This is a genomic window from Halorhodospira sp. 9621 (genome assembly GCF_022228055.1).
Lineage (GTDB): Bacteria > Pseudomonadota > Gammaproteobacteria > Nitrococcales > Halorhodospiraceae > Halorhodospira > Halorhodospira halophila_A.
In genome coordinates, this window is record NZ_JAJNRD010000021.1 from 1 (window position 1) to 20,879 (window position 20,879).

Below are 20,879 nucleotides of genomic sequence, written 5' to 3' on the forward strand. Positions count from 1 at the left end.
AGGGTCTTCGGTATAAGGGTACAGTATACCACGCCGGCAAGGTTGGGACGGGGTACCGAGGCCGTGCAACACCTGGATCAGAACACAGAGACCCGGCTCCTGCGCACACTGAGCGACGGGCGCTTCGCCTCCGGGACAGCGCTCGGCGAGGCGCTCGGTATCGGACGGGCCGGCGTGGCCCGGGCCGTGGCGCGCCTGCGTCAGGCTGGACTGCGCATCGACGCCGTACGTGGCCGCGGCTACCGCATCCCCGGCGGTTATGACCCGCTCGACGCGGTACGGGCGCGACAGGCCTGGGTGGCCGCCGGCGGCCCCGACCCGTCGCGTTTCGAGTGCCTCTACCGCCCCGCATCCACCAACGAGCACGCCTTGCAGACCGCTGAGCGGGGCACCGGGGTCGTCTTCGCTGAGGGGCAGTGTGCCGGGCGCGGGCGGCTGGGGCGGGCCTGGGTGTCTCCGCTCGGCAACATCTATCTCTCAGTGGTCCACGACTTTGCGACGGTCCCCGAGCCGCCGGCCCCCCTGGCCTTGGGCGTGGCGGTGTCGCTTGCTGAGAGGCTCCGCCCCCTGGGGGTGCCGGTTCAGGTGAAGTGGCCCAACGACCTGCTCGTCGCCGGCCGCAAGATCGGCGGCATTCTCACCGAACTGCGTGGTGACCCTCTGGGCCCCTGTCGGGTGGTGATCGGGGTCGGGCTCAACCGCTATGTGCCGGCGGCCACCGATCACCGGGGGCTGTCGCCCGGCGCAATCACCGACGCGCAGGTGCCGGGCACCGAACGCTCGACACTGGCCGGCTCGGTGGCGGCGTGGGTGGCCGTTGGCGCGCGGCGCTTCGAGCGCGACGGCCTGGCCCCGCTGCTCGTCGGATGGGAGGCAGTGGATGCCCTTGCCGGCCGGACCGTGCACCTAGAGGGCAGCGGACGCACGACCAGCGGCGTGGCCCGGGGGATTGATGAGCACGGTCGGTTGCGTGTGGAGACCGAGCGCGGCCTGGCCTGTTTCGCCAGCGGCGAGGCGCACCTGCACCGGAGCGCATCATGAAGCTGCTCCTCGATCTCGGCAACAGTGCGGTCAAGTGGGCCGCGGTTCCGCCCGCTCCCGCCCCGTGGCGGACCGGACGGCTGGCCTATGCCGAAGCCTCCGGGCCCGAAGGCGTCGTCTCGGCGTTGCGGGATGGCCTTGGCGACGCCGCGGCGCCCGCACGCATTTGTGTCGCCAGCGTGCTCTCCCGCGCCTGGCAGCGTGAGCTCGACGCTGCGCTCCAGCGCGCTTGGCCCGTACCGGTCCACCACCTGGCCAGCACCGCGAGTGCGGCCGGCGTCATCAACGCCTACCACCGACCGGAGCAGCTCGGTGTCGACCGCTGGGCCGCGCTCATCGGCGCGCGGGCCAGAAGCCCCGGCGGGGCCTGCATCGTCGATATCGGCACCGCCATCACCGTCGATGGCCTCGACGCCGACGGGCGACACGTCGGCGGCGCCATCTACCCGGGTCTGCGCCTGCTCCACGAAGCGTTGGCCCGGGGCACTGCCCGATTGCCCGATCCCGGCCCGGCGGCCAGCCCGGAGCTGCCAGCGTGCTCCACCGCCGACGGGATCCGCGCCGGTATCGGTGTTGGCACCCCGGCCGCCGTCGCCGCTCTGGCCGAGGCGATTCTGGCCGCCTGCCCGGACGGCTCGCAACGGCTGCTCACCGGCGGCGGCGCCGACGAACTCGCTCCGGCGCTCGGGCCGGGCTGGTGTCACCGGCCCCACTTGGTGCTGGAGGGTCTGCTGCACTGGAGTACCCACGAGGCCCCGCGTTGATGTTCGCTCGCCGCTGGCTGCTGCCGGTTGCGCTGCTGCTGACGCTGCCTGGGCCGGCCCCGGCCTTGGAGCTTGTCCCGCGCGGAGAGAGCGAGGCGGGCTGCTACGCCACGCCGTGGACAGCGGACCGGCAGCGGGCCGTGCAGCTGGTGGCCAGCCTGCGCCAGCGCGGCTACATCGCCGGCAGCGAGGAGGGGGTCCACGAGAAGCAGGTCGGCTACCGGGTGGCCGCACCGCAGCGTTTGCGCCTGGATCGCGCCCGTGAGCGGATCCGGACCGCGGAGGGGGCGGGCTTCAGCGCCGCCCTGGCCCGTGGCGCCGACGGCCGGCCCACCGTCTCCTACGGCACCCACCGGAAGCGCGTCGAGGCCGATCGCCGTGCCGCGAATCTCGCCCGGGTCGGGATCGAGACCACCGTCGAGCCCGTCTACCGCACCCGTACCACGGCCCGCGTGGTCGTGCGCGCCCCCGCATCGCGCCTGTCGGTGGTCCGTTTCGGGACCTTGTGGCGCCCGGTGCATTGCGATGCGCTCCAATGGTGATTACGATGCTCCGGTGATTGGGCTGGCGTAGCTCAGTTGGTAGAGCGGCTGCCTTGTAAGCAGCGGGTCGCAGGTTCGAATCCTGTCGCCAGCTCCAGCGTTGACAGAATCCGGACGGATCTGCATAATTTCGCATCCTGTATCCGGAGGGGTACCCAAGCGGCCAACGGGGGCAGACTGTAAATCTGCTGGCTTAGCCTTCGGAGGTTCGAATCCTCCCCCCTCCACCAGACAGAAAAGCGGCGCCACGCCGGCGGGCGGGCAGCGGGTACGAACGACGGCGTTTGGGTTCTGCGGGTGTAGTTCAGTGGTAGAACCTCAGCCTTCCAAGCTGATGACGTGGGTTCGATTCCCATCACCCGCTCCAGGCAGTTGGCCGCCGCAGGCGGCATAGCCAGTTCAGCGGGCCCATATAGCTCAGCAGGTAGAGCACTTCCTTGGTAAGGAAGAGGTCACCGGTTCGAGTCCGGTTATGGGCTCCATTTTTCACGGCGCAACACGCAGACGCCCTGTCAAAACATCAGCGAACACGGGGAGAAGCCGTCCATGTCCAAGGAAAAGTTCGAGCGCAAGAAGCCGCACATCAACGTCGGCACCATCGGTCACGTGGACCATGGCAAGACGACGCTGACTGCGGCCCTGACCAAGGTGCTCGCCGAGGCTCACGGCGGTGACGCCCGTGCGTTCGATCAGATCGACAACGCGCCGGAGGAGCGTGCCCGCGGCATCACGATCGCCACCGCGCACGTGGAGTACGAGTCGGAGAGCCGCCACTACGCCCACGTCGACTGCCCGGGTCACGCCGACTACGTGAAGAACATGATCACCGGCGCGGCGCAGATGGACGGCTCGATCCTGGTGGTCTCCGCCGCCGACGGCCCGATGCCGCAGACGCGTGAGCACATCCTGCTCGCCCGTCAGGTCGGTGTCCCGGCGATCGTGGTCTTCCTGAACAAGGCCGACATGGTCGACGACGCCGAGCTGCTCGAGCTCGTCGAGATGGAGGTCCGCGAGCTGCTGAGCGACTACGACTTCGACGGTGACAACATCCCGGTGGTCACCGGCTCGGCGCTGAAGGCGCTCGAGGGCGACGACTCGGAGATGGGGCGTCCGGCGATCATCAAGCTCGTCGAGGCCATGGACGAGCACATCCCGCAGCCGGAGCGTCCGGTTGACGGCGACTTCCTGATGCCGATCGAGGACGTCTTCTCCATCTCGGGTCGCGGCACGGTGGTCACCGGCCGGGTCGAGCGCGGTGTGATCAAGGTCGGTGAAGAGGTCGAGATCGTCGGCATCACCGAGACGCGCAAGACGACCTGCACCGGCGTCGAGATGTTCCGCAAGTTGCTCGACCAGGGCGAGGCGGGTGACAACATCGGTGCGCTGCTGCGCGGGATCAAGCGCGACGACGTCGAGCGTGGCCAGGTGCTGTGCAAGCCGAAGTCGATCACGCCGCACACGCACTTCGAGGCCGAGGTGTACGTCCTGAGCAAGGACGAGGGTGGCCGGCACACGCCGTTTTTCAACGGCTACCGTCCGCAGTTCTACTTCCGGACGACGGACGTCACGGGTACGGTGACGCTGCCGGAGGGCACCGAGATGGTGATGCCGGGCGATAACGTCAAGATGACGGTTCAGCTGATCGCCCCGATCGCCATGGAGGACGGCCTGCGCTTCGCGATCCGCGAGGGCGGCCGCACCGTCGGCGCCGGCGTCGTCTCCAAGATCATCGACTGATCTTGCCAGACCGGGGGTGTGGGTGGTATAACTCCGCACCCTCAGGTCATCAAACACCAGGCCAGTAGCTCAATTGGCAGAGCAGCGGTCTCCAAAACCGCAGGTTGGGGGTTCGAGTCCCTCCTGGCCTGCCAACTTCACGACGCGGTCCGGCGGGCATGGCTCGCCGGACCGCTTCGGTAGCAGGGTCCATGAAGTCAAAGGCAGAGACTGCGAAATCCCCGCTTGACGTCGTTAAGTGGGTCGTAGCCATCGCTCTCGCGCTCGGGGCCGTGGCCGGGTTCTACGTCTTCGGTGACGAGCCGCTCCTCTATCGGGTCGCCGGCCTGCTGGCCGTTGTCGGCGTATCCGTCGCCATCCTTGCCACCACCGCGCAGGGGCGGAATGTCTGGTCGTTCGCCCAGGGGGCCAAGCAGGAGGTGCGCAAGGTCGTCTGGCCTACCCGGCAGGAGACCCTGCAGACCACGCTGATTGTCGCCGCGGTGGTGATCATCGTGGCGATCTTCCTCTGGCTGATGGACCTGCTCCTGCTTTGGCTGGTCGGCATGATCACCGGCCACGGAGGCTGATCCATGGCACTGCGCTGGTATGTAATCCACGCCTACTCGGGCTTTGAAAAGCAGGTCCAGCGTTCCCTCCAGGAGCGCATACGGCGCGCGGGCATGGAGGACAAGTTCGGTGAGATCCTCGTGCCCACCGAGGAAGTCGTCGAGATGCGCGAGGGGCAGAAGCGCAAGAGTGAGCGCAAGTTCTTCCCGGGCTACGTCCTCGTGCAAATGGAGCTCGACGACGACACCTGGCACCTGGTTAAAGAGGTGCCTCGGGTCATGGGCTTTATTGGCGGGCGGCCCGATCGCCCCGCGCCCATCTCCGATCGCGAGGCCGAGCAGATCCTTAGCCGGGTCCGGGAGGGCGCGGAGAAGCCTCGCCCCAAGGTTCTTTTCGAGGTCGGCGAGATCGTGCGGGTCACCGACGGTCCCTTCACCGACTTCAACGGCGCCGTGGAAGAGGTCAACTACGAGAAGAGCCGCCTGCGTGTTGCGGTGCTGATCTTCGGCCGCTCCACGCCCGTCGAGCTCGAGTTTAGCCAAGTCGAGAAAACGTAACCGCGACGCGCCGACCGGCGCGTCTCACCCCACGGGGAGCCCTCACCCGGCGTTCGCACCCGTGACAGGAGCACGCAAGCATGGCGAAGAAGATCGAAGCTTATATCAAGCTGCAGGTCCCTGCCGGGCAGGCCAACCCGAGCCCGCCGGTGGGTCCCGCTCTCGGTCAGCACGGCCTGAACATCATGGAGTTCTGCAAGGCGTTCAACGCCCAGACCCAGGAGATGGAGGCCGGCCTGCCGATCCCGGTGGTGATCACGGTCCACTCCGATCGCAGCTTTACCTTTGTTACCAAGACCCCGCCGGCCGCGATCCTGCTGCTCAAGGCCATTGGCGCCAAGGGCGGCTCGGGCACGCCGAACACCAAGAAGGTCGGCACCGTCCAGCGCGATCAGCTCGAGGAGATCGCCCGGACCAAGTGGCCGGACCTGAACGCCTCCGACATGGACGCGGCGGTGCGCTCCATCGCCGGTACCGCGCGGAGCATGGGCATCGACGTGGAGGGGGTCTAAGCCATGGCCAAGCTGACCAAGCGGCAGAAGCAGATTCGCGAGCGCGTGGACCGCAACCAAGCCTATCCGGTGGACGAGGCGCTGGCTCTGGTGAAGGAGCTGGCCACGGCGCGCTTCCCCGAGAGCATCGACGTTGCGGTTAACCTCGGCGTCGATCCCCGCAAGTCGGATCAGATCGTCCGCGGCTCCACGGTGCTGCCCAACGGTACCGGTAAGTCGATGCGCGTGGCCGTCTTCGCCCAGGGCGAGAACGCCGACGCCGCGCAGGCCGAGGGTGCCGACGCCGTCGGCATGGACGACTTGGCCGAGCGCATGCAGGGCGGCGAGCTCGACTACGACGTGGTGATCGCCTCGCCGGACGCCATGGGGGTGGTCGGCAAGCTCGGTCCGGTCCTCGGCCCGCGCGGGCTGATGCCCAACCCGAAGACCGGCACCGTCTCCGCCGACGTCGCAGGCGCCGTGCGCAACGCCAAGGCCGGGCAGGTGCGGTACCGCACCGATCGGGGGGGCGTGATCCACTCCGCGATCGGGCGCGCCAACTTCGACGACCAGGCCCTGCGCGAGAACCTGGACGCGCTGCTGGCCGACCTGAACAAGCTCAAGCCGAGCACCTCCAAGGGTGTCTACATCAAGCAGGTCACCGTGTCCTCGACCATGGGCGCCGGTGTCCGCGTCGATAAGGGCACCCTCGGAGTGTGATCCGGAACCTTGGCGGGCCGTGCTGCGGCCCGCCGGACCTGGCCGGCACGGAGGCCGGCCCGGCTGTCTGACAGCGACAGCCGTCCGAGACCGCCGGTGCCCTGCGGGGCTTAAAGGGGAGACCCGCCTGCGTAGACGGTGGCGCAAGCGAGGAGCCTGCACTTCGCCACCGTGAAGCCGACTCGAGAGAGTCGATTCGCGTATCCCAACCACGGGGTGCGCACCATCGGCTCCCGGGAGGCGACTTCCGAGGAGATCAACCTTCCCAGGAGACAGACGATGGGACTGAGTCTGGAGCAGAAAAAGGCGATGGTGCAGGAGGTGGCTGCGGTGGCCCAAGAGGCCCTGACCGCGGTCTCCGCCGAGTACCGGGGCCTGACTGCCGGGGAGATGGACGAGCTGCGCGCCCAGGCGCGTGAGCAGGGCGTCTACCTCCGCGTGGTCAAGAACACCCTGGCCCGGCGGGCAGTGGCCGGCACCGACTTTGAATGCATGACCGAGGGCTTCTACGGGCCGCTCCTGCTGGCGTTCTCGCAGGACGACCCGGGTGCGGCGGCGCGTCTGGTGCGCGACTACCGCAAGAAGAACGAGGCGCTGGTCGTGCGCAACGTGGCGTTCGGCGGCACGCTGTACGGTGCCGAGCACCTCGAGCGGCTGGCCAGCCTGCCGACCCGCGATGAGGCCCTGTCGAAGCTCATGGCGACCATGCGTGCCCCGGTCCAGAAGCTCGCCACCACCACCAACGAGGTGCCGGGCAAGCTGGTGCGGACCCTGGCCGCCGTGCGCGACGCCAAGCAGGCTGCCTGACCTGGCCATACGCCACCGGACCCGCAGGGGTCCACTCGCTGATTACTGAATAGGAGAGACACAGATGGCCGCTTCGAAAGACGAGATCCTTGAGTCCATTGCCAACATGAGCGTCATGGAGGTCGTGGAGCTCATCGAGGCGATGGAAGAGAAGTTCGGCGTCACCGCGGCCGCGGCCGTGGCCGCTGCGCCCGCTGCCGGCGGTGGTGGCGGCGACGAGGGCGCCGCCGCCGAGGAGCAGACCGAGTTCGACGTGATCCTCAGCTCCCACGGCGACAACAAGGTCGGCGTCATCAAGGCCGTGCGCGGCGTGACCGGCCTGGGCCTGAAGGAGGCGAAGGAGGTCGTCGAGGGCTGCCCCGCGCCGATCAAGGAAGGCGCCTCCAAGGAAGAGGCCGACGACATCAAGGCCAAGCTGGAAGAGGCGGGGGCGAGCGTCGAGCTCAAGTGAGCTGGACCGAGCAACCGTCCAAGCGGATGTAAGCGCGGGCTGGCGGCCGGGAGGCCGCCGGCCTTCGCCTGTTGATACTGCATCACCGAATAACGCAGAGACCCTTCGGGGCGCCTGACAAGGCAACGTTACGCCCGGAGCGGTCCCTTTGGCAACGCTGTCCGCGGGAATCCGCGGTCTGGTTCGAGAAGCTGCTCAAGCGCTGAGGAAGCCCGATGGCCTATTCGTTCACCGAGAAGAAGCGCATCCGCAAGGACTTCGGGAAGCTCCCGAATATCCTCGATGTCCCCTACCTGCTGGCGACCCAGGTCGACTCGTACCGGCAGTTCCTGCAGGACGAGGTCAGCGAAGACGAGCGCGACACCGAGGTAGGCCTCGAGGGCGCGTTCCGGTCGGTCTTCCCGATCCAGAGCCACTCCGGGAACGCCGAACTGCAGTACGTCTCGTACCGCATCGGCGACCCGCCGTTCGACGTCAAGGAGTGCCAGAGCCGTGGGCTGACCTACGCCGCGCCGCTGCGCATGCTGGTGCGTCTGGCGCTCTATGACAAGGAGGGCGGCGGCGTCAAGGACATCAAGGAGCAGGAGGTCTACATGGGCGAGATGCCCCTGATGACCTCCACCGGCACCTTCGTGGTCAACGGCACCGAGCGCGTGATCGTCAACCAGCTCCACCGCTCGCCGGGTGTCTTCTTCGACCACGACAAGGGCAAGAGCCACTCCTCCGGCAAGCTGCTCTTCTCGGCGCGCGTCATCCCGTACCGCGGCTCTTGGCTCGACTTCGAGTTCGACCCCAAGGACACGATCTACGTGCGCATCGACCGCCGGCGAAAGCTGCCGGCGACGATCCTGCTGCGTGCCCTCGGCTACACGCCCGAGGAGATGCTCTACGCCTTCTTCGATACCGACCGCTTCCACCTGGGCAGCGGCAACAAGGTCGTGCTCGATCTGGTGCCTGAGCGCCTGCGCGGCGAGACCGCCAGCTTCGATATCGTCGCCGGCGGCGAGACCATCGTCGAGTCGGGCCGGCGGGTCACTGCGCGGCACGTCAAGCAGCTGCAGAAGTCCGGCGTCGAGCAGCTCGAGGTGCCCGAGGACTACCTCACCGGCAAGATCCTCGCCCACGACGTCGTCGACCCGGCCACCGGCGAGCTCCTCGCCGAGGCCAACGCTACGCTGACGCCGGAGATCACCCAGTCGTTCTTCGACGCCGGCATCCGCGAGATCGAGACGCTGTTCGTCAACGACCTCGACCGCGGCCCGTACATGTCCACCACCCTGGCTGCCGACGCCACCCGCAGCCAGATGGAGGCGCTGGTCGAGATCTACCGCATGATGCGTCCCGGCGAGCCGCCGACCAAGGACGCCGCGGAGAACCTCTTCCACACCCTGTTCTTCACCAGCGACCGCTACGATCTGTCGCCGGTGGGGCGGATGAAGTTCAACCTGCGCGTCGGCCGCGACGAGGTCCGTGGCCCGGGCATCCTCTTCGACGGCAAGTACTTCGCGGGCCTCGGCAACGAGGACAGGGACGCCGCTGACCTGCTCGAGCGTTACGGCGAGAGCTCCGATATCCTCGACGTGCTCCGCGAGCTGATCGACATCCGCAACGGCAACGGCCAGGTCGACGACATCGACCACCTGGGCAACCGCCGCGTGCGCTCCGTCGGTGAGATGGCCGAGAATGTCTTCCGAGTCGGCTTGGTGCGCGTCGAGCGTGCCGTCAAGGAGCGCCTCTCCCTGGCTGAGAGCGAGGGGCTGATGCCCCAGGAGCTGATCAACGCGAAGCCGGTGGCCGCGGCCATCAAGGAGTTCTTCGGCTCCTCGCAGCTGTCGCAGTTCATGGACCAGAACAACCCGCTCTCCGAGGTGACCCACAAACGGCGCATCTCGGCACTGGGCCCCGGCGGCCTGACCCGCGAGCGGGCGGGCTTCGAGGTCCGTGACGTGCACCCGACCCACTACGGTCGCGTCTGCCCGATCGAGACGCCGGAGGGGCCGAACATCGGCCTGATCAACTCGCTGGCCGTCTACGCCCAGGCCAACCGCTACGGCTTTCTCGAGACCGCCTACCGCAAGGTCGTCGACGGTCAGGTCACCGATCAGGTGGAGTACCTCTCGGCGATCGAGGAGTCGCGCTACGTCATCGCGCAGGCCAACGCCCGCGTGGACGAGAACGGCCACCTTGCCGACGACCTGATCTCGTGCCGTCACCAGAACGAGTTCACCATGGCCACGGCGGACCGCGTCCAGTACATGGACGTCTCGCCGCGCCAGATCGTGTCGGTGGCCGCCTCGCTGGTGCCGTTCCTCGAGCACGACGACGCCAACCGCGCGCTGATGGGTGCGAACATGCAGCGCCAGGCCGTGCCGACGCTGCGTGCCGACAAGCCGCTGGTGGGCACCGGCATGGAGCGCACCGTCGCCCGTGACTCCGGCGTCATCGTCACCGCCGAGCGCGGCGGCGTCGTCGAGCAGGTCGACTCGAGCCGGATCGTCGTGCGCGTCGACGACGACGAGACCACCCCGGGCGAGCCGGGCGTCGACATCTACAGCCTGACCAAGTACACCCGTTCCAACCAGAACACCTGCTTCAGCCAGAAGCCGCTGGTACACGTCGGCGATCACGTCGCCCGGGGCGACGCCCTGGCGGACGGGCCGTCCACGGACATGGGCGAGCTGGCCCTGGGCCAGAACATGCTCGTCGCCTTCATGCCTTGGAATGGCTACAACTTCGAGGACTCGATCCTCATCTCCGAGAAGCTGGTCAAGGAGGATCGCTACACCTCCGTCCACATCGAGGAGCTGACCTGCGTCGCCCGGGACACCAAGCTCGGCAGTGAGGAGATCACCGCCGACATCCCCAACGTCTCCGAGTCGGCCCTTTCCCGCCTCGATGAGTCGGGCATCGTCTACATCGGTGCGGAGGTCAAGGCCGGTGACATCCTCGTCGGCAAGGTCACGCCCAAGGGCGAGACCCAGCTGACGCCGGAGGAGAAGCTGCTGCGGGCGATCTTCGGTGAGAAGGCCTCCGACGTGAAGGACACCTCGCTGCGTGTGCCCACCGGCATGGACGGCACCGTCATCGACGTCCAGGTCTTCACCCGCGACGGCGTCGAGAAGGACGAGCGCGCCCGCGCCATCGAGCGCGAGGAGATTGCCCGGGTGCGCAAGGACCTCGACGACGAGAAGCGCATCTTCGAGGACGACGCCTACGCTCGGCTCGAGAAGCTGCTCGTCGGCAAGGTTGCCGAGGGCGGTCCCAAGGGGCTGGGCAGCGGCGCCGAGGTCACCGAGGCGTATCTGCAGGACCTGCCGCGTGAGCGCTGGTTCGAGATCCGCATGCGCGACGAGGAGGTCAACCAGCAGCTCGAGGCCGTGCGCCACCAGCTGGAGACCCAGAACGACCGCTTCGAGCGTCGCTTCCAGGAGAAGAAGGAGAAGATCACGGCCGGTGACGACCTCTCTCCGGGCGTGCTCAAGACCGTCAAGGTCCATCTGGCCGTCAAGCGCCGCCTGCAGCCCGGCGACAAGTTCGCCGGCCGCCACGGCAACAAGGGCGTGATCTCCATGATCGTCCCCGAAGAGGACATGCCCTTCATGGACGACGGCACGCCGGTGGAGGTCGTCCTGTCGCCGCTCGGTGTCCCGTCGCGGATGAACGTCGGGCAGGTGCTCGAGACCCACCTCGGTTGGGCGGCACGTGGGCTCGGCCACCAGATCGGGCAGATGCTCGAGCAGCAGGCCCAGGCCGAGGAGCTGCGCGGCTACCTCTCCGAGATCTACAACGCCTCCGGGCGCAAGGAGGAACTCGAGACGCTCACCGAGGCCGAACTCCATGAGCTCTGCCGCAACCTGAGCGGCGGCGTGCCCGTGGCCTCGCCGGTGTTCGACGGCGCCAACGAGGCGGAGATCAAGCGCTGGCTGAAGCTCGCCGGCCTGCCCGAGTCGGGTCAGACCACGCTCTACGACGGGCGCACCGGCGATGCCTTCGACCGGCCGGTGACGGTGGGCTACATGTACATGCTCAAGCTCAACCACCTGGTCGACGACAAGGTTCACGCCCGCGCCACCGGGCCGTACTCGCTGGTCACCCAGCAGCCGCTGGGCGGCAAGGCGCAGTTCGGTGGTCAGCGCTTCGGCGAGATGGAGGTCTGGGCCCTGGAGGCTTACGGTGCGGCGTACACCCTGCAGGAGATGCTCACCGTCAAGTCCGACGACGTCAGTGGCCGGACCAAGATGTACAAGAACATCGTCGACGGGGATCACCGCATGGAGGCCGGTATGCCGGAGTCGTTTAACGTCCTGGTCAAGGAGATCCGTTCCCTGGGCATCAACATCGAACTGGAGAGGGACGACTGACAGCGGCGCTCAGCGCCGGGCGTGCGGCGGCCGCGGTGACCTTCGGGGGCCGTGGCCGGACGTCGCTTGAGCGCTGGCGTACCGATTCAGATGCCCGGGGCCGATGCCCCGGGGTCCGAGCCGCCGGGCTAGCGGCGGCGACCTGAGATCAACGCGCGAGCGGGCAGCAGACATGAGAGATCTTCTCAACCTTTTCAAGCAGCCGGGTGCTCAGCTGGAGGACTTCGACGCGATCCGTATCGGGCTGGCATCGCCCGAGATGATCCGTTCCTGGTCCTACGGCGAGGTCAAGAAGCCGGAGACCATCAACTACCGCACCTTCAAGCCGGAGCGCGACGGGCTCTTCTGCGCCAAGATCTTCGGCCCGGTGAAGGACTACGAGTGCCTGTGCGGCAAGTACAAGCGGCTCAAGCACCGGGGCGTGGTCTGCGAGAAGTGCGGTGTCGAGGTGACCGTCGCCAAGGTGCGCCGCGAGCGCATGGGCCATATCGACCTGGCCAGTCCGGTGGCCCACATCTGGTTCCTCAAGAGCCTGCCGTCGCGCATCGGCCTGCTGCTGGACATGACCCTGCGCGACGTCGAGCGGGTGCTCTACTTCGAGGCGTACATCGTCATTGAGCCCGGCATGACCCCGCTCGAGCAGGGGCAGTTGCTGACCGACGAGCAGTACCTCGAGGCCGTCGAGGAGCACGGCGACGAGTTCGACGCCCGCATGGGTGCCGAGGCGGTGCTCGAGATCCTCAAGGGCATGGACCTGGAGGCCGAGGCGCGCCGGCTGCGTGACGACATCGAGGCCACCGGTTCCGAGTCCAAGATCAAGCGCCTGTCCAAGCGGCTCAAGCTGCTCGAGGCGTTCCTCGAGTCCGGCAACAAGCCCGAGTGGCTGATCATGACCGTCCTGCCGGTCCTGCCGCCGGACCTGCGCCCGCTGGTGCCGCTCGACGGCGGTCGCTTCGCCACCTCGGATCTCAACGATCTGTACCGGCGGGTGATCAACCGCAACAACCGCCTCAAGCGGCTGTTGGAGCTGGCCGCACCGGACATCATCGTGCGCAACGAGAAGCGCATGCTCCAGGAGTCCGTCGACGCCCTGCTCGACAACGGCCGCCGCGGCCGGGCGATCACCGGCACCAACAAGCGCCCGCTCAAGTCCCTGGCCGACATGATCAAGGGCAAGCAGGGGCGCTTCCGGCAGAACCTGCTGGGCAAGCGCGTCGACTACTCCGGCCGTTCCGTGATCGTGGTCGGCCCGACGCTGCGCCTGCACCAGTGTGGCCTGCCCAAGCGCATGGCGCTGGAGCTGTTCAAGCCGTTCATCTTCTCCAAGCTGCAGCGCCGCGGCCTGGCCACCACCATCAAGGCGGCCAAGAAGATGGTCGAGCGTGAGACCGGCGAGGTCTGGGACATCCTCGACGAGGTCATCCGCGAGCATCCGGTGCTGCTCAACCGCGCACCGACGCTCCACCGCCTCGGCATCCAGGCCTTCGAGCCGGTGCTCATCGAGGGCAAGGCCATCCAGCTCCACCCGCTGGTGTGCACCGCCTACAACGCCGACTTCGACGGCGACCAGATGGCGGTGCACGTGCCGCTGTCGCTCGAGGCGCAGCTCGAGTCGCGGGCGATGATGATGTCCACCAACAACATCCTCTCGCCGGCCTCGGGGGAGCCGATCATCGTCCCCTCCCAGGACGTGGTGCTGGGCATCTACTACATGACCCGCGAGCGCGTGAACGCCCGCGGTGAGGGGATGCGGCTGTCCGGTGTCGAAGAGGTCCACCGCGCCTACCAGACCGGCGCCGCCGAACTCGGTGCGCGGATCGAGGTGCGTGTCCGCGAGCGCGTCTTCGACGACACCGGTGAGCTGGTCGAGCGCGTTCAACGCCGGCAGACCACCATCGGGCGTGCCCTGCTGTTCGACATCGTCCCTGACGGCCTGCCCTTCGAGGCCGTCGACCGCGAGCTCGACAAGAAGGGCATCTCCGGGCTGGTTAACGCTTGCTACCGCCGCGTCGGCCTCAAGGGCACTGTCATCTTCGCCGACCAGCTGATGTACACAGGCTTCTTCTACTCCACCAAGGCCGGCGTCTCCATCGGCGTTGACGACATGGAGGTGCCTACGGACAAGGAGGAGGCCCTGCGCTCGGCCGAGGAGGAGGTCCGCGAGATCGAGGACCAGTACGCCTCCGGGCTCGTTACCAGCGGCGAGCGTTACAACAAGGTCGTCGACATCTGGGCGCACACCAACGACCAGGTCGCCGGCGCCATGATGGAGAAGATGGGCAAGGAGACGGTCATCGATGCCGAGGGCAACGAGACCGAGCAGAAGTCCCTGAACTCCATCTTCATCATGGCGGACTCCGGTGCCCGTGGCTCGGCCGCGCAGATCCGCCAGCTCGCCGGCATGCGCGGCCTGATGGCCAAACCCGACGGTTCGATCATCGAGACGCCGATCACGGCCAACTTCCGCGAGGGCCTCAACGTCCTGCAGTACTTCATCTCCACCCACGGCGCCCGGAAGGGCCTGGCCGATACGGCGCTCAAGACGGCCAACTCCGGCTACCTGACCCGCCGCCTGGTGGACGTCTCGCAGGACCTGGTGGTCACCGAGGAAGACTGCGGCACCACCGATGGCCTCGTGCAGACCCCGATCATCGAGGGCGGGGACGTCGTCGAGACCCTCGCCGAGCGGGTGCTCGGCCGCGTCGTGGCCGAGGACGTGGCGGTGCCCGGCAGCACCGAGATCGCCGTCGAGGCCGGCACGTTGCTCGACGAGGACTGGGTCGAGCGCCTTGAGCGGATGGGTGTGGACGAGATCAAGGTCCGCTCTGCGGTCACCTGCGAGACCCGCCACGGCGTCTGCGCCAAGTGCTACGGCCGTGACCTGGCCCGTGGCCATGGCGTCAACATCGGCGAGGCCGTCGGCGTCATCGCCGCGCAGTCCATCGGCGAGCCTGGCACGCAGCTGACCATGCGCACCTTCCACATCGGCGGTGCCGCCTCGCGGGCGGCCGCCGTCTCCCAGGTGGAGGTGCGCAATACCGGCAAGGCGCGGCTGCACAACATCAAGACCGTGCAGCACCACTCCGGCAGCTATGTGGCCGTCTCTCGCTCCGGTGAGCTCACCGTCATGGACGAGTACGGCCGCGAGCGCGAGCGCTACAAGATCCCCTACGGCGCCGTGCTGAGCGTCGGCGACGAGGATCCCGTCGAGGCCGGCCAGGTGGTGGCCAACTGGGACCCCCACACCCACCCGATCGTCACCGAGGTGGACGGGTACGTCCGCTTCCACGACTTCGTCGAGGGGGTCACCGTGCAGCGTGAGGTCGACGAGGTCACCGGCCTGTCGAGCCTCGTGGTCACCGATCCGAAGAGTCGCGGGACCGGCGAGCACAAGCGCCAGGTCACCGACGCCAACGGCAAGGTCACCGAGGAGCGGGTCGCCTACAAGGACCTGCGCCCGATGATCAAGCTCGTCGACGGCGACGGCAACGACTTGAACATCGCCGGCACGCAGATCCCGGCCCACTACTACTTGCCGGCTGGTGCCATTGTCTCGCTGGAGGACAACGCCGAAGTCCGCGTGGGTGACGCCCTGGCGCGCATCCCGCAGGAGGCGTCCAAGACCCGTGACATCACCGGCGGTCTGCCGCGGGTGGCCGACCTGTTCGAGGCGCGTAAGCCCAAGGAGCCGGCGATCCTCGCCGAGGCCTCCGGCACCGTCGGCTTCGGCAAGGAGACCAAGGGCAAGCAGCGGCTGATCATCACCAAGGCCGACGGCGAGACCCACGAGGAGCTCATCCCCAAGTGGCGGAACGTCACCGTCTTCGAGGGCGAGCACGTGGAGAAGGGCGAGACCATCGCCGATGGCGAGCCCAACCCCCACGACATCCTGCGGCTGCTCGGCGTGACCAAGCTTGCCGAGTACATCGTCCAGGAGATCCAGGACGTCTTCCGCCTCCAGGGCGTGGGCATCAACGACAAGCACATCGAGGTGATCGTCCGCCAGATGCTGCGCAAGACCATCGTCTCCGACCCGGGCGATTCGCTCTACCTCAAGGGCGAGCAGGTCGACCGGGCCAAGCTGCTCGAAGAGAACGAGCGGCTCGAGGCGCAGAGCAAGCAGCCGGCCCAATGGGAGCCGTCGCTGCTGGGCATCACCAAGGCGTCGCTGTCCACCGAGTCGTTCATCTCGGCGGCCTCCTTCCAGGAGACCACCCGGGTGCTCACCGAGGCTGCGACCCGCGGCATCCGAGACGACCTGCGTGGCCTGAAGGAGAACGTCATCGTCGGCCGGCTCATCCCGGCGGGCACCGGATTCGCCTACCACGCCGCGCGGCGCCAGGAGGCCCCCGGTCCGGTGGCGACGCCGGAGCAGCAGGCCGAGGAGGTCTTCGCCTCGCTCGGTCAGGGCGAAGGCGCGGATTCCGGTCCCTCCGGCGAGGAGGCCGGGCCCGAGGCCGAATAGCCCCGAGCAACCGCAACGCAAGCCGTGCGCCCCGGGGTGGTCCCGGGGCGTGTCATTGACAAGGGCGCGGGATCACCCTAGAATGCCGCGTCTTCGACAGGCCGGCCATCCGGCCTGTCGTTTTTGGGTCGGTACGGAGCGCAAAACCCTATGGCGACAGTGAACCAGTTGGTGCGCAAAGGTCGCACCAAGCGCACCGCGAAGAGCAGTGTGCCGGCGCTGGAGGCGAGCCCTCAGAAGCGCGGCGTATGCACTCGCGTCTACACCACCACGCCGAAGAAGCCGAACTCCGCGCTGCGGAAGGTGGCGCGTGTGCGTCTGACCAACGGTTACGAGGTGGCCTCCTACATCGGTGGTGAGGGTCACAACCTCCAGGAGCACTCGGTCGTCCTCATTCGTGGCGGGCGTGTCAAGGACCTGCCTGGTGTGCGCTACCACGTCGTCCGCGGTGCCGCGGATACGGCGGGTGTCGACAAGCGCCGGCAGGGTCGTTCCAAGTACGGCGCCAAGCGCCCGAAGAAGAAGTAACGGGACTCAGTCATGCCTAGGAGACGAGAAGTACCCAAGCGCAAGGTCCTGCCCGATCCCAAGTACGGGAGTGAGGTCCTGACCAAATTCGTCAACATGGTCATGAGCGACGGCAAGCGCTCGGTGGCCGAGCGAATCCTCTACGGGGCCCTGGAGCGCATCGGCGCCAAGCACGACGATCCGATCGAGGTCATGGAGACCGCGCTCGAGAACGTCAAGCCGCGGGTCGAGGTCAAGTCCCGGCGCGTCGGTGGCGCTACGTATCAGGTCCCGGTCGAGGTCCGCCCCGAGCGGCGCCAGACCCTCGCCATGCGCTGGCTGCTCGAGGCGGCCCGCAAGCGCGGCGAGAAGACCATGGCCGCGCGCATGGCCAACGAGATGCTTGAGGCGGCGGAGAGTCGCGGGACGGCCGTGAAAAAGCGTGAAGACACGCACCGCATGGCCGAGGCCAACAAGGCCTTCTCGCACTACCGCTGGTAAACGCAGAAACACGCTTCAAAACGGGGTATTCCACCGTGGCACGCAAGACACCCATCGAGCGCTATCGGAACATCGGCATCGCCGCTCACATCGATGCCGGCAAGACCACCACCACCGAGCGCATCCTGTTTTACACCGGTGTCTCGCACAAGATGGGTGAGACCCATGACGGTGCGGCGACCATGGACTGGATGTCCCAGGAACAGGAGCGTGGCATCACCATTACGTCCGCCGCGACCACCTGCTTCTGGCGCGGCATGGACCAGCAGTACCCCGAGACCCGGATCAACATCATCGACACCCCGGGTCACGTCGACTTCACCATCGAGGTGGAGCGCTCGCTGCGGGTGCTCGACGGCGCCGTCGCCGTGTTCTGTGCCGTCGGTGGCGTGGAGCCGCAGTCCGAGACGGTCTGGCGCCAGGCCAACAAGTACGGCGTGCCGCGCATGGCGTTCGTCAACAAGATGGACCGCGCTGGCGCCGACTTCTCGCGTGTGGTCAGCCAGATCCGCGAGCGGCTCGGTTCCCAGGCGGTGCCGATCCAGCTGCCCATCGGCGCCGAGGACCAGTTCGAGGGCATCATCGACCTGCTGCGCATGTCCGCCATCTACTGGGACCGCGACGAGCAGGGCATGACCTACTCCGAGCGGGAGATCCCGGAAGAGCTCAGGGCCGACGCCGAGGCCGCCCGCGAGGAGATGGTCGAGGCCGCCGCCGAGGCGGACGAAGAGCTGATGGACAAGTACCTCAACGAAGGGGAACTGTCCCACGACGACATCAAGCGTGGCTTGCGCCAGCGCACCCTGAACACCGAGATCGTGCTGTGCATGTGCGGCTCGGCGTTCAAGAACAAGGGCGTTCAGACGCTGCTCGACGCCGTCATCGAATTCCTGCCGGCGCCCAACGAGGTCCCGGCCATCGAGGGTGTGCTCGATGACGAAGAGACCGTGGTCACCCGCGAGTCCAGCGACGACCAGCCCTTCGCGGCGCTGGCGTTCAAGATCGCCAACGATCCGTACGTCGGCAACCTCACGTTCTTCCGCGTCTACTCCGGCGTGCTAAGCTCCGGCGACGCGGTCTTCAACCCGGTCAAGGGCAAGAAGGAGCGCATCGGCCGTCTGCTGCAGATGCACTCCAACCAGCGCGAGGAGATCAAGGAGGTCCGCGCCGGCGACATCGCCGCCGCTGTCGGCCTGAAGGATGTCACCACCGGTGACACCCTGTGCGATCCGAGCAACAAGGTCACGCTCGAGCGCATGGAGTTCCCCGAGCCGGTGATCGCCGTTGCCGTCGAGCCGAAGACGCGCAGCGACCAAGAGAAGATGGGCCAGGCCCTCGGCCGGCTGGCGCAGGAGGATCCGTCCTTCCGCGTGCGCACCGACGAGGAGTCCGGGCAGACCATCATCTCCGGCATGGGTGAGCTGCACCTGGATATCATCGTCGACCGCCTCAAGCGGGAGTTCAAGGTCGAGGCCAACGTCGGCGCGCCGCAGGTCGCCTACCGCGAGACCATCCGTAAGCAGGTCGAGCAGGAAGGCAAGTTCGTGCGCCAGTCCGGTGGCCGCGGCCAGTACGGTCACGTGCACATCCGCATGAAGCCGCAGGAGCGTGGCGACGGCTACAACTTCGAGAGCAAGATCGTCGGCGGCGTGGTGCCCAAGGAGTACGTGCCGTCGGTCGACCACGGCTGTCGCGAGGTCATGGAAGAGGGCGTGCTCGCCGGCTACCCGGTGGTCGACGTGGCCGTGGAGCTCTACGACGGCTCCTACCACGATGTCGACTCCTCGGAGATGGCGTTCAAGATCGCCGGCTCCATGGCCTTCCGCGAAGGGTTCATGAAGGCGGATCCGGTTCTGCTCGAGCCCGTGATGAAGGTCGAGGTGGTCACGCCGGAGGAGTACATGGGCGACGTGGTCGGTGACCTCAACCGTCGGCGTGGCACCGTGCAGAAGATGGAGGACATCCCCAACGGCAAGCAGATCCGTGCCCAGGTGCCGCTGAAGGAGATGTTCGGCTACGCGACGGACCTGCGCTCCAACACCCAGGGGCGTGCCTCCTACGTGATGGAGTTCGAGGAGTATCACGAGGCGCCGGCGAGCATCGCCGATGAAGTGATCAAGAAGGCGTCGTAAGCGTACGTCGCCGTTCAGTTTCAGACGAGAGACCGTACAAGATAAACGAGGTGTGGCGTGTCCAAGGAAAAGTTTGAGCGTAAGAAGCCGCACATCAACGTCGGCACCATCGGTCACGTGGACCATGGCAAGACGACGCTGACTGCGGCCCTGACCAAGGTCCTGGCGGAAGCTCACGGCGGCGACGCCCGCGCGTTCGATCAGATCGACAACGCGCCGGAGGAGCGTGCCCGCGGCATCACGATCGCCACCGCGCACGTGGAGTACGAGTCGGAGAGCCGCCACTACGCCCACGTCGACTGCCCGGGTCACGCCGACTACGTGAAGAACATGATCACCGGCGCGGCGCAGATGGACGGCTCGATCCTGGTGGTCTCCGCCGCCGACGGCCCGATGCCGCAGACGCGTGAGCACATCCTGCTCGCCCGTCAGGTCGGTGTCCCGGCGATCGTGGTCTTCCTGAACAAGGCCGACATGGTCGACGACGCCGAGCTGCTCGAGCTCGTCGAGATGGAGGTCCGCGAGCTGCTGAGCGACTACGACTTCGACGGTGACAACATCCCGGTGGTCACCGGCTCGGCGCTGAAGGCGCTCGAGGGCGACGACTCGGAGATGGGGCGTCCGGCGATCATCAAGCTCGTCGAGGCCATGGACGAGCACATCCCGCAGCCGGAGCGTCCGGTTGACGGCGACTTCCTGATGCCGATCGAGGACGTCTTCTCCATCTCGGGTCGCGGCACGGTGGTCACCGGCCGGGTCGAGCGCGGTGTGATCAAGGTCGGTGAAGAGGTCGAGATCGTCGGCATCACCGAGACGCGCAAGACGACCTGCACCGGCGTCGAGATGTTCCGCAAGCTGCTCGACCAGGGCGAGGCGGGTGACAACATCGGTGCGCTGCTGCGCGGGATCAAGCGCGACGACGTCGAGCGTGGCCAGGTGCTGTGCAAGCCGAAGTCGATCACGCCGCACACGCACTTCGAGGCCGAGGTGTACGTCCTGAGCAAGGACGAGGGTGGCCGGCACACGCCGTTTTTCAACGGCTACCGTCCGCAGTTCTACTTCCGGACGACGGACGTCACGGGTACGGTGACGCTGCCGGAGGGCACCGAGATGGTGATGCCGGGCGATAACGTCAAGATGACGGTTCAGCTGATCGCCCCGATCGCCATGGAGGACGGCCTGCGCTTCGCGATCCGCGAGGGCGGCCGCACCGTCGGCGCCGGCGTCGTCTCCAAGATCATCGAGTAAAGTAGC

The 20,879-nt window shown here is 67.3% G+C and carries 16 protein-coding genes and 5 tRNA genes; all 21 read left to right on the plus strand.

Annotated elements, in window-relative coordinates; translation table 11 throughout:
- Positions 1-63: 63 nt before the first annotated feature.
- On the plus strand, positions 64-1,041 hold the full coding sequence (locus LRF89_RS09765; RefSeq protein ID WP_201169262.1) for a biotin--[acetyl-CoA-carboxylase] ligase: 978 nt from the start codon (positions 64-66) through the stop codon (positions 1,039-1,041).
- On the plus strand, positions 1,038-1,805 hold the full coding sequence (locus LRF89_RS09770) for a type III pantothenate kinase (RefSeq protein WP_201169260.1): 768 nt from the start codon (positions 1,038-1,040) through the stop codon (positions 1,803-1,805). The genes LRF89_RS09765 and LRF89_RS09770 overlap by 4 nt, the downstream gene beginning before the upstream one ends.
- Complete coding sequence (locus LRF89_RS09775; RefSeq protein ID WP_201169257.1) at positions 1,805-2,347, plus strand: hypothetical protein; 543 nt, start codon at positions 1,805-1,807, stop codon at positions 2,345-2,347. Before LRF89_RS09770 ends, LRF89_RS09775 begins: the two co-directional genes overlap by 1 nt.
- A 21-nt stretch (positions 2,348-2,368) precedes the next feature.
- A tRNA-Thr gene (locus LRF89_RS09780) sits at positions 2,369-2,444 on the plus strand.
- 48 nt (positions 2,445-2,492) lie between these two features.
- Positions 2,493-2,577: transfer RNA gene (locus tag LRF89_RS09785), tRNA-Tyr, on the plus strand.
- 63 nt (positions 2,578-2,640) lie between these two features.
- Positions 2,641-2,714: transfer RNA gene (locus LRF89_RS09790), tRNA-Gly, on the plus strand.
- 39 nt (positions 2,715-2,753) lie between these two features.
- A tRNA-Thr gene (locus LRF89_RS09795) sits at positions 2,754-2,829 on the plus strand.
- Between the two features lie 64 nt (positions 2,830-2,893).
- The gene (tuf, locus tag LRF89_RS09800; RefSeq protein ID WP_238635713.1) at positions 2,894-4,084 is read left to right on the plus strand and encodes an elongation factor Tu; all 1,191 of its coding nucleotides are present in this window, start codon (positions 2,894-2,896) and stop codon (positions 4,082-4,084) included.
- A 58-nt stretch (positions 4,085-4,142) separates the two neighbouring features.
- Positions 4,143-4,218, plus strand: a tRNA-Trp gene (locus LRF89_RS09805).
- 57 nt (positions 4,219-4,275) lie between these two features.
- On the plus strand, positions 4,276-4,653 hold the full coding sequence (gene secE / locus LRF89_RS09810; protein WP_201169253.1) for a preprotein translocase subunit SecE: 378 nt from the start codon (positions 4,276-4,278) through the stop codon (positions 4,651-4,653).
- Between the two features lie 3 nt (positions 4,654-4,656).
- Positions 4,657-5,190, plus strand: a complete 534-nt coding sequence (nusG, locus tag LRF89_RS09815; RefSeq protein ID WP_011813669.1) for a transcription termination/antitermination protein NusG — start codon at positions 4,657-4,659, stop codon at positions 5,188-5,190.
- A gap of 80 nt (positions 5,191-5,270) precedes the next feature.
- Positions 5,271-5,702 (plus strand): 50S ribosomal protein L11, encoded by a 432-nt coding sequence (gene rplK, locus LRF89_RS09820; RefSeq protein WP_238637009.1) that lies wholly within the window; start codon positions 5,271-5,273, stop codon positions 5,700-5,702.
- 3 nt (positions 5,703-5,705) lie between these two features.
- A complete protein-coding gene (gene rplA, locus LRF89_RS09825) occupies positions 5,706-6,401 on the plus strand; it encodes a 50S ribosomal protein L1 (RefSeq protein WP_238637010.1) in 696 nt (231 codons plus the stop codon).
- 279 nt (positions 6,402-6,680) lie between these two features.
- Complete coding sequence (rplJ, locus tag LRF89_RS09830) at positions 6,681-7,208, plus strand: 50S ribosomal protein L10 (RefSeq protein ID WP_201169249.1); 528 nt, start codon at positions 6,681-6,683, stop codon at positions 7,206-7,208.
- A gap of 64 nt (positions 7,209-7,272) precedes the next feature.
- Positions 7,273-7,659 carry a 50S ribosomal protein L7/L12 gene (rplL, locus tag LRF89_RS09835; protein ID WP_201169248.1) on the plus strand — a complete coding sequence of 129 codons (387 nt, stop codon included), beginning with the start codon at positions 7,273-7,275 and terminating at the stop codon, positions 7,657-7,659.
- A 215-nt stretch (positions 7,660-7,874) separates the two neighbouring features.
- Positions 7,875-12,020 carry a DNA-directed RNA polymerase subunit beta gene (gene rpoB / locus LRF89_RS09840; protein WP_238637011.1) on the plus strand — a complete coding sequence of 1,382 codons (4,146 nt, stop codon included), beginning with the start codon at positions 7,875-7,877 and terminating at the stop codon, positions 12,018-12,020.
- Positions 12,021-12,192: 172 nt separating this feature from the next.
- Entirely contained in the window at positions 12,193-16,485 is a 4,293-nt protein-coding gene (gene rpoC, locus LRF89_RS09845; RefSeq protein WP_201241649.1) for a DNA-directed RNA polymerase subunit beta', read from the plus strand.
- A 150-nt stretch (positions 16,486-16,635) separates the two neighbouring features.
- The gene (gene rpsL / locus LRF89_RS09850) at positions 16,636-17,013 is read left to right on the plus strand and encodes a 30S ribosomal protein S12 (protein WP_201169243.1); all 378 of its coding nucleotides are present in this window, start codon (positions 16,636-16,638) and stop codon (positions 17,011-17,013) included.
- A 12-nt stretch (positions 17,014-17,025) separates the two neighbouring features.
- Complete coding sequence (gene rpsG / locus LRF89_RS09855) at positions 17,026-17,493, plus strand: 30S ribosomal protein S7 (protein ID WP_201169241.1); 468 nt, start codon at positions 17,026-17,028, stop codon at positions 17,491-17,493.
- A gap of 35 nt (positions 17,494-17,528) precedes the next feature.
- On the plus strand, positions 17,529-19,625 hold the full coding sequence (gene fusA, locus LRF89_RS09860) for an elongation factor G (RefSeq protein WP_201169238.1): 2,097 nt from the start codon (positions 17,529-17,531) through the stop codon (positions 19,623-19,625).
- A 57-nt stretch (positions 19,626-19,682) separates the two neighbouring features.
- Positions 19,683-20,873, plus strand: coding sequence for an elongation factor Tu (gene tuf / locus LRF89_RS09865; RefSeq protein ID WP_201169237.1), 1,191 nt, complete (start codon positions 19,683-19,685; stop codon positions 20,871-20,873).
- The last annotated feature ends 6 nt before the right edge of the window (positions 20,874-20,879 follow it).

Coding starts and splice junctions, on each gene's coding strand:
- LRF89_RS09770 (WP_201169260.1), top strand. CDS start 1,038: ATGAAGCTGCTCCTCGATCTCGGCAACAGTGCGGTCAAGTGGGCCGCG.
- LRF89_RS09775 (WP_201169257.1), top strand. CDS start 1,805: ATGTTCGCTCGCCGCTGGCTGCTGCCGGTTGCGCTGCTGCTGACGCTG.
- tuf (WP_238635713.1), top strand. CDS start 2,894: ATGTCCAAGGAAAAGTTCGAGCGCAAGAAGCCGCACATCAACGTCGGC.
- secE (WP_201169253.1), top strand. CDS start 4,276: ATGAAGTCAAAGGCAGAGACTGCGAAATCCCCGCTTGACGTCGTTAAG.
- nusG (WP_011813669.1), top strand. CDS start 4,657: ATGGCACTGCGCTGGTATGTAATCCACGCCTACTCGGGCTTTGAAAAG.
- rplK (WP_238637009.1), top strand. CDS start 5,271: ATGGCGAAGAAGATCGAAGCTTATATCAAGCTGCAGGTCCCTGCCGGG.
- rplA (WP_238637010.1), top strand. CDS start 5,706: ATGGCCAAGCTGACCAAGCGGCAGAAGCAGATTCGCGAGCGCGTGGAC.
- rplJ (WP_201169249.1), top strand. CDS start 6,681: ATGGGACTGAGTCTGGAGCAGAAAAAGGCGATGGTGCAGGAGGTGGCT.
- rplL (WP_201169248.1), top strand. CDS start 7,273: ATGGCCGCTTCGAAAGACGAGATCCTTGAGTCCATTGCCAACATGAGC.
- rpoB (WP_238637011.1), top strand. CDS start 7,875: ATGGCCTATTCGTTCACCGAGAAGAAGCGCATCCGCAAGGACTTCGGG.
- rpoC (WP_201241649.1), top strand. CDS start 12,193: ATGAGAGATCTTCTCAACCTTTTCAAGCAGCCGGGTGCTCAGCTGGAG.
- rpsL (WP_201169243.1), top strand. CDS start 16,636: ATGGCGACAGTGAACCAGTTGGTGCGCAAAGGTCGCACCAAGCGCACC.
- rpsG (WP_201169241.1), top strand. CDS start 17,026: ATGCCTAGGAGACGAGAAGTACCCAAGCGCAAGGTCCTGCCCGATCCC.